The sequence below is a fragment of the Streptomyces sp. NBC_00310 genome, from assembly GCF_036208085.1.
Lineage (GTDB): Bacteria > Actinomycetota > Actinomycetes > Streptomycetales > Streptomycetaceae > Streptomyces.
The window spans coordinates 683,555-698,795 of sequence record NZ_CP130714.1 but is presented as its reverse complement, the minus strand read 5'-3'; the positions used below and the strand labels follow the sequence as shown (position 1 = coordinate 698,795).

At 72.6% G+C, this 15,241-nt stretch carries 13 protein-coding genes; 11 read left to right on the top strand and 2 right to left on the bottom strand.

Going from position 1 to position 15,241, the window contains the following annotated elements; all coding sequences use genetic code 11:
* Nucleotides 1-6 precede the first annotated feature (6 nt).
* The 3 genes from OG202_RS02975 to OG202_RS02965 are packed head-to-tail and all read left to right on the top strand — an operon-like array spanning nucleotide 7 to nucleotide 1,496.
* Nucleotides 7-366: an ArsR/SmtB family transcription factor gene (locus OG202_RS02975; protein WP_326585112.1), complete on the top strand. Its 360-nt coding sequence runs from the start codon at nucleotides 7-9 to the stop codon at nucleotides 364-366.
* A 9-nt stretch (nucleotides 367-375) separates the two neighbouring features.
* Nucleotides 376-564, top strand: coding sequence for a hypothetical protein (locus tag OG202_RS02970; RefSeq protein WP_326585113.1), 189 nt, complete (start codon nucleotides 376-378; stop codon nucleotides 562-564).
* Complete coding sequence (locus tag OG202_RS02965; protein ID WP_327731593.1) at nucleotides 561-1,496, top strand: endonuclease/exonuclease/phosphatase family protein; 936 nt, start codon at nucleotides 561-563, stop codon at nucleotides 1,494-1,496. Before OG202_RS02970 ends, OG202_RS02965 begins: the two co-directional genes overlap by 4 nt.
* Here OG202_RS02965 and OG202_RS02960 read toward each other — a convergent pair.
* The gene (locus OG202_RS02960; RefSeq protein WP_327731595.1) at nucleotides 1,483-3,588 is read right to left on the bottom strand and encodes a family 43 glycosylhydrolase; all 2,106 of its coding nucleotides are present in this window, start codon (nucleotides 3,586-3,588) and stop codon (nucleotides 1,483-1,485) included. The genes OG202_RS02965 and OG202_RS02960 overlap by 14 nt on opposite strands.
* Before the next feature lie 165 nt (nucleotides 3,589-3,753).
* A complete protein-coding gene (locus OG202_RS02955) occupies nucleotides 3,754-4,668 on the bottom strand; it encodes a (2Fe-2S)-binding protein (protein WP_327731597.1) in 915 nt (304 codons plus the stop codon).
* Nucleotides 4,669-4,914: 246 nt separating this feature from the next.
* Here OG202_RS02955 and OG202_RS02950 point away from each other — a divergent pair, with 246 nt between their 5' ends.
* The 8 genes from OG202_RS02950 (at nucleotide 4,915) to OG202_RS02915 (ending at nucleotide 15,214) form a co-directional block, all read left to right on the top strand.
* Nucleotides 4,915-5,907: a FecCD family ABC transporter permease gene (locus tag OG202_RS02950; RefSeq protein ID WP_328224643.1), complete on the top strand. Its 993-nt coding sequence runs from the start codon at nucleotides 4,915-4,917 to the stop codon at nucleotides 5,905-5,907.
* A complete protein-coding gene (locus tag OG202_RS02945; RefSeq protein ID WP_326585118.1) occupies nucleotides 5,904-6,953 on the top strand; it encodes a FecCD family ABC transporter permease in 1,050 nt (349 codons plus the stop codon). Before OG202_RS02950 ends, OG202_RS02945 begins: the two co-directional genes overlap by 4 nt.
* A gap of 333 nt (nucleotides 6,954-7,286) precedes the next feature.
* On the top strand, nucleotides 7,287-8,108 hold the full coding sequence (locus OG202_RS02940) for an ABC transporter ATP-binding protein (protein WP_327731602.1): 822 nt from the start codon (nucleotides 7,287-7,289) through the stop codon (nucleotides 8,106-8,108).
* A 54-nt stretch (nucleotides 8,109-8,162) separates the two neighbouring features.
* Nucleotides 8,163-9,176: an ABC transporter substrate-binding protein gene (locus tag OG202_RS02935; protein WP_327731604.1), complete on the top strand. Its 1,014-nt coding sequence runs from the start codon at nucleotides 8,163-8,165 to the stop codon at nucleotides 9,174-9,176.
* A gap of 88 nt (nucleotides 9,177-9,264) precedes the next feature.
* Nucleotides 9,265-10,464, top strand: coding sequence for an ATP-grasp domain-containing protein (locus OG202_RS02930; protein WP_327732367.1), 1,200 nt, complete (start codon nucleotides 9,265-9,267; stop codon nucleotides 10,462-10,464).
* A 35-nt stretch (nucleotides 10,465-10,499) separates the two neighbouring features.
* Nucleotides 10,500-12,275, top strand: a complete 1,776-nt coding sequence (locus OG202_RS02925; RefSeq protein ID WP_443052336.1) for an IucA/IucC family protein — start codon at nucleotides 10,500-10,502, stop codon at nucleotides 12,273-12,275.
* Nucleotides 12,272-13,483, top strand: a complete 1,212-nt coding sequence (locus tag OG202_RS02920; RefSeq protein ID WP_328222265.1) for an MFS transporter — start codon at nucleotides 12,272-12,274, stop codon at nucleotides 13,481-13,483. The genes OG202_RS02925 and OG202_RS02920 overlap by 4 nt, the downstream gene beginning before the upstream one ends.
* The gene (locus tag OG202_RS02915; RefSeq protein WP_328222264.1) at nucleotides 13,484-15,214 is read left to right on the top strand and encodes an IucA/IucC family protein; all 1,731 of its coding nucleotides are present in this window, start codon (nucleotides 13,484-13,486) and stop codon (nucleotides 15,212-15,214) included.
* The last annotated feature ends 27 nt before the right edge of the window (nucleotides 15,215-15,241 follow it).

Sequence of the window (15,241 nt, the reverse complement as noted above, 5' to 3'; positions counted from 1 at the left end):
GGGCTCATGCCTGAACGCCACGCCGTCTCACCTGCGTCCGGTGCGCATCTGCGCGCCCCCGACAGCGCGCGGCTCACCGAGGCGACCGGAGTGTTCGCGATGCTCTCCGATGCCACCCGGCTGCATCTGCTGTGGCTGCTCGTGCAGGGCGAGTCGGACGTCGGCTCACTGGCCGACCGCTGCGAGGCGTCCCGCACGGCGGTCAGCCAGCATCTGGCGAAGCTGCGGCTCGCCGGGCTCGTGGACACCCGCCGCGAAGGGCGTCACATCTACTACAGCCTCGCCGACGGGCATCTGCGGCGCCTGGTCGTGGAGGCGCTCAGCCACGCCGACCACCGGGTCAGCGGGCAGGCACCGCACGACTGAGGAAGGCCCATGACCGCTGGTCTCATCCGCTACCGCACCTCCGGCGTCGAGGGCCTGCCCCTGGCGCCGGGACCGATCGGCGACCCGGGGGAGGAGGTCGGAGTCGTGGTCGCCCATGCCGCGAGCGTCATGCCCGGCCGCGGGGCACGCGCCTTCGGCCGGTACGCGCGCGCGATCCTGGCGACGGCGGCCGCGTGAGGCCGGACCGCCCCGGGACCGGACGGGTGGCCGCCGTGGTGGCGGTGCTGACGGTCGGGCTGCTGCTCTTCCCTCGCGCGGTGCCCAACTCCGCGGGCCGCGTGGGCAGTCTGCTGGAGGCTTTCCTGCCCTGGCTCGGCCTGGTGGTCGTGGTCCTGCTCGGCCTCGGGCTGCTGCACCGCTCGGCTGTCGCGCTGGTGGCCCTCCTGCTGCCGGCGGCGGCCTGGACGTACGTCTTCGGCGGGCTGCTGTTGCCCGGGGCCGAGCCCGGCGCGCGCGACCTGGTCGTGGTGCAGCACAACGTCAGCGACGAGAACACCGACCCGGCCGGGACGGCCCGCGCCCTGACAGACGCCGAGCCCGATCTCATCGCCCTGGAGGAACTGGTGCCCACGGCGTTGCCGGTCTACGAGAGGACTCTCGCCGCGGACTACCCGTACCACGAGGTCCGCGGCACCGTCGGACTCTGGTCGAAGCATCCGCTCACCGAGGCCCGGCTGCTGGACATCAAGCCCCGGGGGATCACGGAGGAATGGAGCCGCGGGCTGCGTGCGGTGGTCCGCGCGCCGCACGGTGCGATCGCGGTGTACGTCGCTCACCTGCCCTCGGTCCGCGTCGGAGCGGGCGGACTCGCGTCCCAGTGGCGTGACGAGAGTGCCGACCTGCTGGGCAAGGCCGTCGCCGCCGAGAAGCGGAATCCGGTGATCCTGCTGGGCGACCTCAACGGCACGGCCGACGACCGCGGGCTGGCCCCCGTGACCTCACACATGAACGTGGCGGAACGGGGCTTCGCCTTCAGCTACCCCGCCGGCTTCCCGCTGACCAGGATCGACCAGGTGATGGCGCGTTCGGCGACCGTCGCCGACATCCGCACGCTGCCCGCCACCGGCAGCGACCATCTCCCGGTGGCCGCCCGCATCACCCTCGGCTGACCACCGGCCCGATGGACTCCAGCGTCGGTATGACCTCCTCGATCGAGCCGTCCGCCGCGAACACCAGCCGGTCCAGGGTGGATTCGCGGCGCATGCCGTCGCCGCGCGGAGTGCCGGGGCCGGGAATCGCGAACCGGTGGTAGCAGATGAACCAGTCGTCGGTGCCGGGCACGTTGACCACCGTGTGGTGGCCGGTGGCCAGGATTCCGTACTCCGGCCGCTTCCGCAGGATCACCCCCTTCCCGGTCCATGGCCCGAGTGGTGAGGGTCCGGTCGCGTAGGCGACCCGGTAGTCCTCGCTGCGGGTGTCGTCCTCCGACCACATGAAGTAGTAGACGCCCCGCCGCTTGATGACGAAGGCCCCTTCGCGGAAGCCGTCCGGCGTGAACCGCCGTACCAGCGCCGGATCGAAGGACACCATGTTCTCGTTGAGCGGTACGCCGTACGCCTCGCTGTTGCCCCAGTGGAGATAGGCCGTGCCGTCGTCGTCCACGAAGACGGCCGGGTCGATCATCTGTCCCTCGTAGTCGTCGCGCCCGATGAGCGGCCGGTCCAGGGCGTCCCGGAAAGGGCCGGTCGGACTGTCGGCGACGGCCACGCCGATCTGCTGGTTCGCGCAGAAGTAGAAGTAGTACGACCCGTCGCGCTCCCCGGCGGCCGGTGCCCAGGCGTAGCGGTCCGCCCAGCTCACATCGGACTCCAGGTCGAGGACGACTCCGTGGCCCTCCCAGGTGACCAGGTCGTCGGAGGAGTACACCTCGAACCGCGTCCCGCCCCAGCCCTCGAAGCCGTCCGTCGTCGGATAGACGTAGTAACGGCCGTGGAACTCCTGGATGTTGGGGTCGGCGTGCAGGCCCGGCAACAGGGGGCTGCGCATGTGCACGGCCTCGACCGTCCAGGTGCGACCGGTCCCGTCGGGCGTGGTGACGGTGTACGACCGCGGGGTGCGCAGGTCGCGCGGGGTGCCGGAGGGCGGGTCGATCCGGGCTTCCACCGACAGGTCGAACTCCGGGGCGAGACCGTCGAGTTCGGTGCCCGGGTACACCGGCAGGACGACCTTCGAGGCGGCGTCGTCGACGATCGCGTAGGCCTTCAGACCTCCCGGGACGGTGGCGTCGACGACGGACGCCTTCGGCGCGTACGCGGCGAGGAGTCCCTCGTACTCGGCCCGCGTCACCGGCAGCACCGAACCGTGCCGGGCGCCGGGCGGCAGCGCGTAGCCCTCGCAGGGCGTCCAGGTGCCGGAATCCAGGTCGCCGGTCTCGAAGGGGACATAGCCGCGCCCGCTGAACTCGTCGATGAAGAGGTACCACTTGGCGTCGTCGGTGTTCGACCGGAAGACGATCGGCCCCTCGCCCTGTTCGACGGCCCCCTGACCGATCCGGTCGGCCACGAAGGCGTACGAGGCGGCGCGCAGCCCGGCCGACTTCTCGACGGTGATGAACTTGCCGCCGGGCGTGGCGGGGGAGTTGCCGCGTTCGTCCTTGGTGAAACGGTAGTAGGCGCCGTCGTGCCGGACGACGGTCGAGTCGATGACCGAGTGGCCGGGGTCGTTCCAGAGCCGGGGCTCGCTGAAGACACGGAAGTCGCGGGTGGTCGCGTACAGCATCCTGTTGTGGGTCTCGGCGGTGTGGTCCGGGTCGTCCTCGGCGTAGAGCCTCGACGCCCAGAAGACGACGAACGCGCCGAGCTCGGGGTCGTAGCAGGCTTCGGGAGCCCAGACATTGCCGGCGGTGTCGGGGGCGACACGTACCAGGCGGCGGTCGGTCCAGTGCACCAGGTCGGTGCTCTCCCAGACCATGAGCGAGGTGCTGCCGGTGCGCTGCACCTGCTCCCAGCCGCCGTCCTGCTCGCCGTACATCCTGAGGTCGGTGGCGATCAGGTAGAACCTGTCGCTCTCCGGGGCGCGGACGACGAAGGGATCGCGCAGCCCCCGGGTCCCGAGGTCCGAAGTGAGCACCGGCGCACCGCCGTTCAGCTCGCGCCAGCGCAGCGGGTCGTCGCCCCGGCTGAGCGCGAACCTGATCTGCTCGCCGTCCGGGCTGCCCTCGCCGGTGAAATAGACGAAGACGTAACCGGCGTACTCCTGCAAGCCGACCTCCAGTGCTGTGACCTTTTGAGATTTCCCGTTGGAAACCCGTCGAAGAGTGTTGCTATCTGGGGTGAGCGGCGTCAATCGCCCCGTGGCTCCGGGGCGGCATCGAAAGTTTCGGCGAGCATGCCTTTCGCGCAGGTCGCGGTCGCACCGGTCGCGCGGTCAGCCCTCCAGCCGGCGCAGCCGTTCCGTGTCGCAGGTGCGGGGGCAGGTGGAGCAGGCCTCGGCCGGGCGGATCGTGTAGTAGAGGCAGCAGCCCATGCGGGTGCGGGTCGGATGCTCGCGGCCGTCGCTCGTGCGGAGGGAACGGAAGTCGGCGCCGCCGGGGAAGGGCGCGTGGGCGCTGGGAAGGACCGCGGAGGCGGCCCGGACGCCGGAGGCCTCGTCGCCCCGCATCCGACCGAGGTACCAGAGGCCGGAGACCAGGTCGTCGCCGACCAGGCCCCACAGCGCGCGCGAGCCCCGGCGGGCGTACGGCCCGATCGCGTCCAGCACGGGGCCCATGTGGTCCGCGACGGCGGCCCTCAACTCGGCGCGCAGCGCCTCCTGATGGGCGACGGTCCGGGTGCCGGGCAGGGCCGTCGCCGCGTCGTCCGGCAGGCACACGAGGTCGGTGCCGGGGGTGATCTCGTACATGCCGGTCGTGAGGTCGACCCGTATGTCGGACGGTGCGACGCGGGGCACGCGCCGCTCCAGGTACCAGACACCGCTCATCAGCAGACCGACCGACCAGGCGTAGTCGTGCAGGGCGCGGGAGGCGGCGACATGCCGGGGCGCGGAGTGGTCGTGGCGGTCCTGGATGCGGGCGGCCTCCGCCTCGACGAAGGCCTCCACGCTTTCCTGACCGTCCATCAAGCCGATCGTGTGCGCGGCGGGTCGGGGTGCGCGCGTGGCGCGGGAGAGGGCCGGCCGCGTGGTGCGGGACAGCGGCTGCCGGGTGGCCGAGCGGCCGGGTTCCGTGACCCGTACGGACAGCGCCTCGCACACCGCGTCCAGGCGGCGGTAGGCGGCGGAGAGGAGTGCCGGGACAGGCGTGGCGGTGTCGGCCTGGGCGGTTTCCAGGTGGGCCACGGTCATCGGTAACTCCAGAGCGTGAAGAGGTTTGGCGAGCGGAGGAGGTAAGGCTTACCTTAGCTGCAAGATCGCGTACTGATGACCAGGCGGGGTGTGAAGCAGTCGTGTGCGTCGTTGACCAGCGAAGTTACTCGCGAGTTGATCAAGGGCGGTGTGGATCACAGTGAACCCACAGCCGTTGAAAGCTAAAGCATGCCTAACCTAAGCTCACGTTTCGTGACTGCGACCGAACGGGCCGCGCCGACCGGCGTGCCCCCGCGTGCCCTGAGGCACCTGCCCCTGTTCCTCGGCGGAATCGGCGCGCTGGCGCTGTGCGCCGCGCTGAGCCTCGCCCTCGGAGCCCGCTCCGTGCCCCTGGCCACCGTGCTCGACGCGCTGTCAGGTCACGCGGAGGGCCGGGACGCACTGGTGGTGACGGGGCTTCGGCTGCCGCGCACGGTCATCGGTCTCGCGGTCGGCGCCGCGCTCGGCGTCGCGGGTGCCGTGGCGCAGGGGATCACCCGCAATCCGCTCGCCTCGCCAACGACCCTGGGAATCAACGCGGGTGCGGGCTTCGCGGTCGTCGTCGCCATCTTCGCCCTGAAACTCACGGACCCCGTCGAGTACGTGTGGTTCGCCTTCGCCGGGGCCGTCGGCGCCGCCGTCCTCGCCCAGGCACTGGCCCGCCGCGCCGGCGACATCGACCCCGTACGGCTCGCCCTCGGCGGCACCGTGCTCCAACTGGTGCTGCTGTCCTGGACGTCGGTGGTCATGCTGGCCAGTCAGCGCACCCTCGACGAGGCACGCTTCTGGCTGGCGGGCTCCATCGCCGGACGGCCACTCGACACGCTCTGGCCGGTGCTGCCGGCCCTCGGGCTCGGCCTGCTGCTCGCCGGAGCCGTCGCGCCCGCCCTCAACGCCCTCGCCCTGGGCGACGATTCGGCCCAGGCGCTCGGCGTGCCGGTCACCCGCATCCGGCTCGCCGGAGGCATCGCGGTCGTGCTGCTCGCCGGATCGGCGGTCGCCGTCGCCGGGCCCGTCGCCTTCATCGGACTCGCCGCACCCCACCTCGTCCGCCCGCTCCTCGGCGGCGACCACCGCCTCCTGATCCCCGGCTGCCTGATCGCCGGCCCTCTGCTCCTGCTCACCGCCGACGTCCTCGGCCGCCTGGTCATCCGGCCCGCGGAACTGGAGGTCGGCATCGTCACCGCGTTCCTCGGCGCACCCCTGCTGGCCCTGCTCGCCCGGAAGGTCGCCCGATGACGCCGACCCACCAGGCGGCCGTACGCCATGACACGCGCCGCGCACCCGGCCGCGCCCGCCTCCTCGTGTACGGCGCGACCGGCGTCCTCGCCCTCCTCGTGCTGCTCACGGTCTCCGTCTCCACGGGGGAGATGGGCATGCCCGCGTCCACCGCGCTGCGGGCGCTGGTCGGGCTCGGCGATCCGGGCGATGTGCTGGTGGTACAGGAGTTCCGGGCGCCGCGCGCCGTCGCCGCCCTCGTGGCCGGTGCCGGTCTGGGCGCGGCCGGCGGCGTCCTGCAACGGCTGTTCCGCAACCCCCTCGCGTCCCCGGACGTGATGGGCGTGACCGGCGGGGCCTCGCTCGGCGCGGTCGCGCTGTTGGCCGCCGGAGCCTCCCAACTGCTCATCCCCGTCGGCGCGTTGGCCGGTGGCACTTTGGCCGCCCTGCTGCTCGGCGTGTTCGCGTGGCGGTCCGGGCTCGCCGTCACCCGCCTCGTCCTCACCGGCCTCGCGGTCCAGGCGGGTCTGGCCGCCGCGGTCAACCTGATGATCGTGCGGTTCCCGGCCGAGCTCGCGGGCTCGGCGCTCCAGTGGACGACGGGGTCGGTGTACGGCCGCACCTGGACGGAGGTCTGGGGCGGGGCCGCCGCCGTGGCGCTCGCCCTGGCCGCGGCGCTGGTCACCAACCGCCGTCTGGCCGTGCTCGACCTGGGCGACGACTCGGCGGGCGCCCTCGGCCTCAACACCTCCGCCGCCCGTCTCCAACTCCTCCTCGTCGCCGTCACGTTGGCCTCCCTGGCGGCCGCCCTCGCAGGCCCGGTCACCTTCGTCGCCCTCGCCGTCCCCCACATCGTCCGCTCCCTCACCGGCCCGCCCACCGCCGCGACCCTCGCCCTGGCGGCCCTCACCGGAGCCGTCCTCCTCCTCGCCGCCGACCTCGTCGTCCAACACCTCCTTCCCGTCGAGGGCCTCCCGGTCGGAGCCGCCACCGCCACGCTGGGCGCCCCCTGGCTGCTGGTGCTGATGTTCCGGCAGAGCAAGCCGGTGCGGGGGAGTGGGGCATGAGCGGCCGCGGCTCCTTGCGTGTGATCGCGCGGTCCGTGGGGTTCGCCCGGGGTGCGTTGGCGGGTGCGGGTCCGGTGGGGGCTGGTCGCGCAGTTCCCCGCGCCCCTGAAAAGCAGGGGCTGCGCCCCGTGCTTTTCAGGCACGTCGGCACGTCGGCACGTCGGCCCGGGCCCGTCAGGCCTGCGGGGCCGTGGTCTGTCAGGCCCGCAGGGGCCTGGTCTTTCAGGGGCGCGGGGAACTGCGCGACAAGCCCCACCGGACCCGCACCCGAAGACCACACCCCACCGCCCCCGTCCCCTCGTACCGCCACCCACGCTCGCCCCAGGAGCCCGCATGACCCCCACCAACCAGCTCTCCACGCAGGGCCTCGACCTGCGTTACGGCGACCGGCTCGTGGTCGGCGGCCTCGACCTGACGTTGCCCGGCGGGGCCGTTACCGCCATCGTCGGGCCCAACGCCTGTGGTAAATCAACCCTGTTGAGAGGGCTGAGCCGACTGCTCGCACCCGCCGCCGGGACGGTCACGCTCGACGGCTCCGACATCCACCGTCTGTCCGCCAGGGCGCTGGCCCTCCGGATGGGGCTGTTGCCGCAGCAGCCGGTCACCCCGGAGGCGATCACCGTCGAGGCGCTCGTACGGCTCGGCCGGTACCCGCACCAGCGGCTGCTGAGCCCCTGGTCGACCGCCGACCAGCGGGCCGTGGACGACGCGCTGGAGCGGACCGGCACGGCGGTGCTGCGGGACCAGCCCGTCGACCGGCTCTCCGGCGGCCAGCGCCAACGCGCCTGGATAGCCCTGGCGTTGGCGCAGGACACCGAGCTGCTCCTGCTCGACGAACCGACCACCTTCCTCGACCTCCGGCACCAGCTCGACGTCCTCGACCTGGTCGCCGCCCTGCACGCCGAGGCCGGCCGCACCGTGGTGATGGTGCTGCACGACCTCGGACAGGCCGCCCGTTACGCCGACCACATGGTCGTGCTCAAGGACGGGCGCCTCGCCGCCGCCGGCCCACCGGCCGAGGTGCTCGACGCGGACCTGGTCAGGTCCGTGTTCGACGTGGACTGCCGGGTCATCCCCGACCCGGAGACCGGCACACCGCTGGTCGTCCCGAAGGGCAGCGCGGTACGGCACACCACCGCGCCCGCGACCGCCTGACCGCACATCCCCTGTCCAACCGACCGCTCCTCCAGCAAGGAAGACCACCCCCTCATGCCCAAGCGATCCCCCCTGCGCGGATTCGGCCGCCCCGCCGCCGCGCTGCTCACCGTCGTACTCGGTACGGGCCTCCTGGCCGCCTGCGGCGACGACTCGACGAAGGCGAGCGACACCGCGCAGGCCGGCGCCGACAGCGCCGCCTTCCCCCGCACCCTCAAGACCGTGATGGGCGACGTCAAGATCCCGTCGCAGCCGAAGAAGGTCGTCGTCCTCGACACCGGCGAACTGGACGACGTCACCCTGCTCGGGATCGACCCGGTCGGCGCCGTCGCCCCGCACTTCAAGACCGAGGGCGGCTTCCCCACGTACCTGGAGGGCGACCTCAAGAACACCACGGACGTCGGCCCGCTCCTGGAGCCGAACCTGGAGAAGATCGCCTCCCTCGCGCCCGACCTGATCCTGTCCTCCAAGGTCCGCCACGAGAAGGTCTACGACAAGCTCAGCGCCATCGCCCCGACCGTCTTCACCGAGACCACCGGCGGCGTGTGGAAGGAGAACCTGAAGGTCCACGCCGAGGCGCTGGGCCTGGAGGACGAGGCCGCGGCCAAGCTGAAGGAGTACGAGACGCGGGCCGAGGCGCTCGGCGCGGCCATCGAGAAGAAGGACGGTGCCATGCCGACCGTCTCCGTGGTCCGCTTCGTCGCCGGCCCCACCCGTCTCTACGCCTCCAACTCCTACAGCGGTGTCGTCCTGAAGGACATCGGCTTCCAGCGTCCGAAGTCGCAGATCTCCGACGACCCGGCCGTGACCATGAAGGACGTCGGCTCCGAGGAGATCGACCAGGCCGACGCCGACCTGATCTTCGTCACCACCGCCGACACCCCGGACAAGACCCAGCGCAAGCAGGTCACCTCCAACCCCGTCTGGAAGGACCTGCCCCCCGTCAAGGACGGCAAGGTCTTCGAGGTCCCGGACGAGACCTGGATGTCCGGCATCGGCGTCCAGGCGGCCGAGGAGATGCTCGCCGACGTGGCCGAGGCCACCGGCGTCGAATTGCCCAAGCGGTAACTCCCGCCGTACCCGGGGCGGGCCCCACCACGAGCCGGGCCCGCCCCGCCGAACCCCCCACCCGCTAGCGGAAGTCGTGCACCACCCCATGCGCCTGTACCTGCTCGCCCTCAACCCCACCGATTCCGTCACCGAGGGCTTCCTGCCCGCCGCCGCCCGGCTCGGCCTGGACGTCACGATCCTCACCGACCAGCCCGGCGCCCACCGCACCGCGTATCCGGAGCACCCCGGGACCGAGATCCTGGAGTGCGACGTACGGGACCACCGTGCCGTCGTCACCCGGGTCTCCACCCACCACCGGCCGGGCGCGGTCTTCACCAACAGCGACCACCTCCAGACCCAGGCCGCCCTCGCCGCCCACTACTTCGGGCTTCCCGGCAAGGACTGGCGGGCCACGCTGCGCAGCAAGGACAAGGGCGAGATGCGCCGCCATCTGGCCGCCGCCGGTGTGGACACCGTCTGGTCCGCCGAGATCACCGAGCCGGCCGACCTCACCGGACCCCTCGTCGCCGACGCCCCGTACCCCTGTGTCGTCAAGCCCCGCGAAGGCGTCGCCAGCGAGGACGTCGTGCTCGTCGACACCGCCGAGGACCTCGTGGCCCGAGGCAAGGAGATCCTGAGCCGCCGCCCGGGCGTCACCCTCGTCGTCGAGGAGTACCTGCCCGGCGAGTTGTACACCCTGGAGACCCTCGGCGACGGCCACGTCCGGCACGTGCTCGGCGGCTTTCACACCGAGTTGTCCCCGCCGCCGTACTTCATCGAGGAGCGGCTCGGCTTCGCCCCGGCCCACCCCGAGCCGGTCGTCGCGCAGATCCTCGCCCAACTCGACGCGCTGGGCGTCGGATTCGGCGCCTGCCACACCGAGTTCGTCGTGCACGACGGCCGGGCCCGCATCATCGAGGTCAACTACCGTGCCATCGGCGACCAGTGCGACCTGCTCCTCGCCCAGCTGCTCGACCTCCCGCTCTTCGAGCACATCCTCCGCACCCACCTGGGCGAGCCGCTGCCCGCCGAGCTGGACATCCGACGCGACGGCGCGGCCCGCCTGGAGTACCCGTGCGCCGACCGGGCGGGGACTCTCGTCGCCGCCCCCGCCGCGACCGAACTCGCGCTCGACGGCGTACACCTGACGTACCGTCCGTTGCGCGAGCTCGGCGAACGCCACGACCTGTACCGGACCAACCGCGACTACCTCGGCGTCCTCCGCGCCATCGGCACCGACCAGGAGACCGTCGACCGTGTGGTGGCGGACTTCCTCGCCGCACAGCGCTGGGAGATCCAGCCGTGACCGCCGTCGCTCCGGTAGATGCCGCCGTGACCGGCGTGGCCTCCGTGAACACCGCCGTGACCGTCCCCTCGCCCGCGCCCACCGACACCACCGAAGCCGCACTCCTCACCCGCGTGCTCGGCGCCCTGCTCCGCGAGGACGTCGTCGGCCTGCGCACCCGCAGCACCCTCGTCGACCACCCGGACGGCCCCTGGCTCCGCCTGCTCACCACCGACGGCGACGACGCCCTGCGTCTGCCCGTCACCGAGGACGGCTTCCAGCACACGTACGCCGCACGACTGCCCCTGCTCGTCCGGGAGTCGGACGGCACATCCCTCACCACCTGCGACACCGTCCTCGCCGCACTACGCGCACTCGCCGACCCCGTCGACCGAGACGGCTTCGACGCCTTCGCCGAGGAGTGCCGCCAGACGCTCGCGACGATGCGGCTGCACGAGGCGACGGGAAAGGAGGTGGCCGACGGGCTCACCGAGCTCTACGGCACCGACCTCGCCGACTGGACCGGCCTGCGCGGCGGCCTCGCGTACGAGACCCTCGCCGCACGCCTCGACCACCCGGTCTACCCGACCGCCCGCGGCCGCTCGGGCCTCGTCGAAGACCAACTGCGTTGCCACGCACCGGAGTTCCACCCGAGCTTCGCACTCCAGTGGCTGGCCGTGCCCCGGGAGTCCCTCACCGTCACCGGGTCCCTCCCGGACGGCTGGCCCACCCCCTCCGGGCTCGGTCTCGCGGACCTCGACCGCACCCATGTCGCCCTGCCCGTCCACCCGTTGACCGTCGGCGCGCCTCTCGACGCGGCCCTGCGCGAGGCCGGGCTCGCGGATCGTGCGGTGCTCGCCGACCGGACGTACCTCTCCGTCGTGCCCACGCTGTCGATGCGTACGGTCGCGCCCGCCGCCGCCCCTTCGCTGCACCTCAAACTACCCCTGGCCACCGCCACGTTGGGTCTGCGCAACAAGCGCTCCATCAAGCCCGGCACCCTCGTCGACGGCGCCGCCGGACAGCGGCTGCTGGCGGCGGTGATCGACCGCGAGCCCCGCTTCAGGGGCCGGGTGCTGCACGCCGACGAGACGGTGTACGCGCACGCCGGGCACGAACTGCTCGCCGTCCTGTGCAGGAGGTACCCCACGGACCTCGACGACTGTGTGGTCGTCCCCCTGGCCGCCCTGCTCGCCGAGGCACCCGACGGGTCACTGGTCGTCGACCACCTCGCCGACCGTTTCCACGGCGGCGACCCGACCGCCCTGCTCGACGCCGTGCTCACCCTGCTGTTCGACTGGCAGACCACGCTCTTCGGCTACGGCATCGCCCTGGAGTCGCACCAGCAGAACGTCTCCCTGGTGTTCGGCCCCGAGCCCGGCGACCTGCGGCTGCTGCTGAAGGACAACGACGGGCCGCGCATCAACAGCACCCGCCTGTCCGCCAGGCTCGGGGACGGCGGTGGCGGCTGGGGCTTCGACGACACGCGGACCTTCGGCCCCGACGACCGGGCGGTGGCCGACGTGTTCACCACCATCACCGTCCATCTGTGCGCGGGCGCCTACGCGTTCGGGCTCGCCGGGCACGGCCGCGCCCCGCTGCCGGAGCTGCTGGACCTCGTGCGGGACCGGCTCACCGAGGCCGTCGACCGCCTCGGCGGTGACGCGGCGGCCGTCCTGCGCGAGCGGGTGCTGAACGCGCCCGAGCTTCCGGTGAAGGCGATGGTGACCGCCGGGACCCTGCTCAGCAAGGAGCGGTCGGGCGCCACCGACATCAACAAGCACTACACCACCGGGCCCAACTACCTGCTCCGGGAGGGTGGTTCGGAATGACCGCCGAGGTGCTCGCGCTGTCGCGCCCCGCGTTCGGTCGCCGTCAGGTGCACGCCGTGGCCGCCTGCTACTTCGTGGCGTCGTTCGCCGCGCTGGGCCTGCCGCCGTACTTCACCGAGATACTGCCCGGACTCGGCGACGGGGCAGCCCGCTGGGCGGGGGTGCTGTATGTGGTGCCCACCGTGTTCAGCGCGGTCGCGGCACCCCTGTGGGGGCGGCTCGCCGACCGCTTCGGGCGTAAACGGCTCTTGCTGCGGGCCCAGTTGGGCCTCGCCCTGTCCTTCCTGCTCGCCGGCTGGGCCGACTCGCTCACCATGTTCACGGTGGCGCTGGTGCTCCAGGGCATCCTCGGCGGCACGTTCGCCGCCTCCAACGGCTATCTCGGCGCCGCCCTGGAGGGGCCGCGGCTGTCGAGGGCGCTGACCCTCATGCAGGGCAGCGCGCGGGCCGCCCTCGTTCTCGCGCCGATCGTCGTCGGCGCGCTCGCGCCGTGGATGTCCCCGCACCGCCAGTACGCCCTCCTCGCGCTGCTCCCGCTCGCCGCCGCCCTGCTGCTGGCCGCCCTGCCCGAACCGGCCGCGACCGGCGAGACCGGCGAGACCGGCGCGACCGGACAGCGCGAGACGGAGACCGCCGACCTCGCCCCCACGGCCGCGCTGCGCAGGCTCTACGCGCTGGAGTTCGCCTTCGTGTTCTCCACGGTCATCTCCTTCCCCTACCTGATATCCCTCGTCGAGGAACGCCTCCCCGGCGCCTCCGCCGCCCTCTCCGGCCTGCTGTTCGCCCTGCCGCACCTCTGCTACCTGATCACGGCGATGGCGGTGCACCGCGCCCTCCACAGCCGCCCTCGGCACGGCATGGCCCTCGGCTTCGCGCTGATCGCCCTCGGCCTGGCGGGACACGGCGTCGCCGACACCCTCTCCACGCTCATCGCCGTACGGCTGCTGCTCGGCGCGGGCCTCACCCTCGGCATGGTCGGCCTGTCGGTCCTGGCCGCCGACTGTGCCCGGGGCCGCGCCCCCGGCGCGATGTTCGGCTCGCTGGAGTTCTTCTCCAAGGCCGGCGCCGTCGCCGCCGGGGTGACCGCCGCCGTGGGCAGCGCCCGGTTCGGACCCACCGCGCCGGTGCTGATAGGCGGCGGCATAGCCGCCCTCACCGTCTTCGCGACTCTCCTACCCCCACGTCCGCGTACCCGCTGGAGCCACTGAATGCCCCCGCTCACCGACTCGCTCGGTACCACCCACCTGCCCACCGCCGACGACGCGGTGGTCCACACCCTCCTCAACTGCCTGCTGCGCGAGGTGTCCGGCCCCGAACACCAGACCGCCGTCATCGACGGTCGCCTCCTGCTCCGCCTGCCCCGCCGCGGCCTCCTCCTCCGTGTGGCGCTGCGCCGTACGTCCCTGCTGGGCGCCCACCGCTTCACCGGCCCCGTCCAGGAACAGTCCGAGACCGGCTGGACGGAACTCGACTGGCGTCGCCTGGCCGAGTACACGCACGACGAGCTGTCACTGCGCACCGGCGTCCGCAACGACGAGTTCCTGCACCAGGTCGACTCCAGCCACCGCACCCTCGCCACCGCGCTCGCCGCCCGCGAGACCACCGTGCTCGCCCCTGACGCCACCACCGCCCCGCACGGGCTGCCGGACTACCTCGCCTCCGAGCAGTCCCTGCTGTTCGGCCACCGCTTCCACCCCACCCCCAAGGCCCGCACGGGCGACGCGGACGCCTGGCAGTCGTACGCCCCCGAGGCCGGCGCCACCTTCCCGCTGCGCTACCTCGCCGTCCGCGACCATCTGATCGCGGAGGAGAGCGCGGAGACGGGCGCCACCGCCGTGCTCGACCGGGAACGCGGCGACGTCCCCGAGGGCTACCGGCTGCTGCCCGCCCACCCCTGGCAGTACGAGATGCTGCGCGAACACCGCCTGCTGCGCGAGGCTCTCGGCCGCGGCGACATCCTCGACCTCGGCCCCGGCGGCCGGGAGTACGCGGCCACCGCCTCCGTCCGCACCCTCTTCGACGGCGACTCCTTCCTGAAGTTCAGCCTCAACGTCCGCATCACCAACTGCCTGCGCAAGAACGCCAGTTACGAACTCTCCGGCGCCGTCGCCCTCACCCGTCTCCTCGCCCCGGCCCTCGCCGACCTGGAGACCCGCTTCCCCGGCAGCGCGATGCTCCGCGAACCCGCCTACCGCAGCCTCGCCGTCCCCGGCCCCGACGGCACCCCCGACCGCGCCCTCCTCGAAGGCTTCGGCGTGATCGTCCGCGAAGGCCTGTCCCGACGGCTGCTGCCCGGCACGACCCCGCTGCTCGCGGCCGCCGTCGCCGACGAGTACCCGACCAGCGCCGCCCACATCTCCCGCCTCCTCGACGGCGCGGGCCCCGAGACCGCCCTGAACTGGTGGAAGGCCTACCTCCGCCTCCTCGTCCCGCCCGTGCTGTCCGCCTACTTCGACCACGGCCTCGTCCTGGAACCCCACCTCCAGAACGTTCTGATCTGCGTCGACACCGACGGTATGCCCGCCCAGGTCCTCTTCCGTGACCTGGAGGGCACCAAGCTGGTCCCCGACCATCACGCCGACACCCTCGCCGCGCTGCCGCCCGAGGTCGCCGGCCCGATGTCGTACGACGCCCAGCGCGGCTGGGACCGCGTCGTGTACTGCCTGCTCGTCAATCACGTCGCCGAGCTGCTCGCCGCCCTCGCCGACCTGCACCCCGAGATTGAGGCCGACCTGTGGGCGGCGGTCCGCGCGACCCTTCGGGCCTACGCCGACGAGGAGGGCTGCCCGCCCCGCCTCTCCGCCCTCCTCGCCGGGGTCCCGCTGCCGGCCAAGACCAACTTGCTCACCCGCTGGGAGCGCAAGGCCGACCGCGAGGCCGGCTACGTCCGCCTGCCCTCACCCCTCGCCGAGGACGTCCTCCGCTGGAGCCCTCGATGAGCCACGAGCCATGAGCCATGAGCCATG

What these genes read in the sequence shown, in the direction of transcription:
- OG202_RS02920 (WP_328222265.1), top strand. Translation starts at nt 12,272, where the DNA reads ATGACCGCCGAGGTGCTCGCGCTGTCGCGCCCCGCGTTCGGTCGCCGT.
- OG202_RS02930 (WP_327732367.1), top strand. Translation starts at nt 9,265, where the DNA reads ATGCGCCTGTACCTGCTCGCCCTCAACCCCACCGATTCCGTCACCGAG.
- OG202_RS02940 (WP_327731602.1), top strand. Translation starts at nt 7,287, where the DNA reads ATGACCCCCACCAACCAGCTCTCCACGCAGGGCCTCGACCTGCGTTAC.
- OG202_RS02945 (WP_326585118.1), top strand. Translation starts at nt 5,904, where the DNA reads ATGACGCCGACCCACCAGGCGGCCGTACGCCATGACACGCGCCGCGCA.
- OG202_RS02970 (WP_326585113.1), top strand. Translation starts at nt 376, where the DNA reads ATGACCGCTGGTCTCATCCGCTACCGCACCTCCGGCGTCGAGGGCCTG.
- OG202_RS02935 (WP_327731604.1), top strand. Translation starts at nt 8,163, where the DNA reads ATGCCCAAGCGATCCCCCCTGCGCGGATTCGGCCGCCCCGCCGCCGCG.
- OG202_RS02915 (WP_328222264.1), top strand. Translation starts at nt 13,484, where the DNA reads ATGCCCCCGCTCACCGACTCGCTCGGTACCACCCACCTGCCCACCGCC.
- OG202_RS02975 (WP_326585112.1), top strand. Translation starts at nt 7, where the DNA reads ATGCCTGAACGCCACGCCGTCTCACCTGCGTCCGGTGCGCATCTGCGC.
- OG202_RS02955 (WP_327731597.1), bottom strand. Translation starts at nt 4,668, where the DNA reads ATGACCGTGGCCCACCTGGAAACCGCCCAGGCCGACACCGCCACGCCT.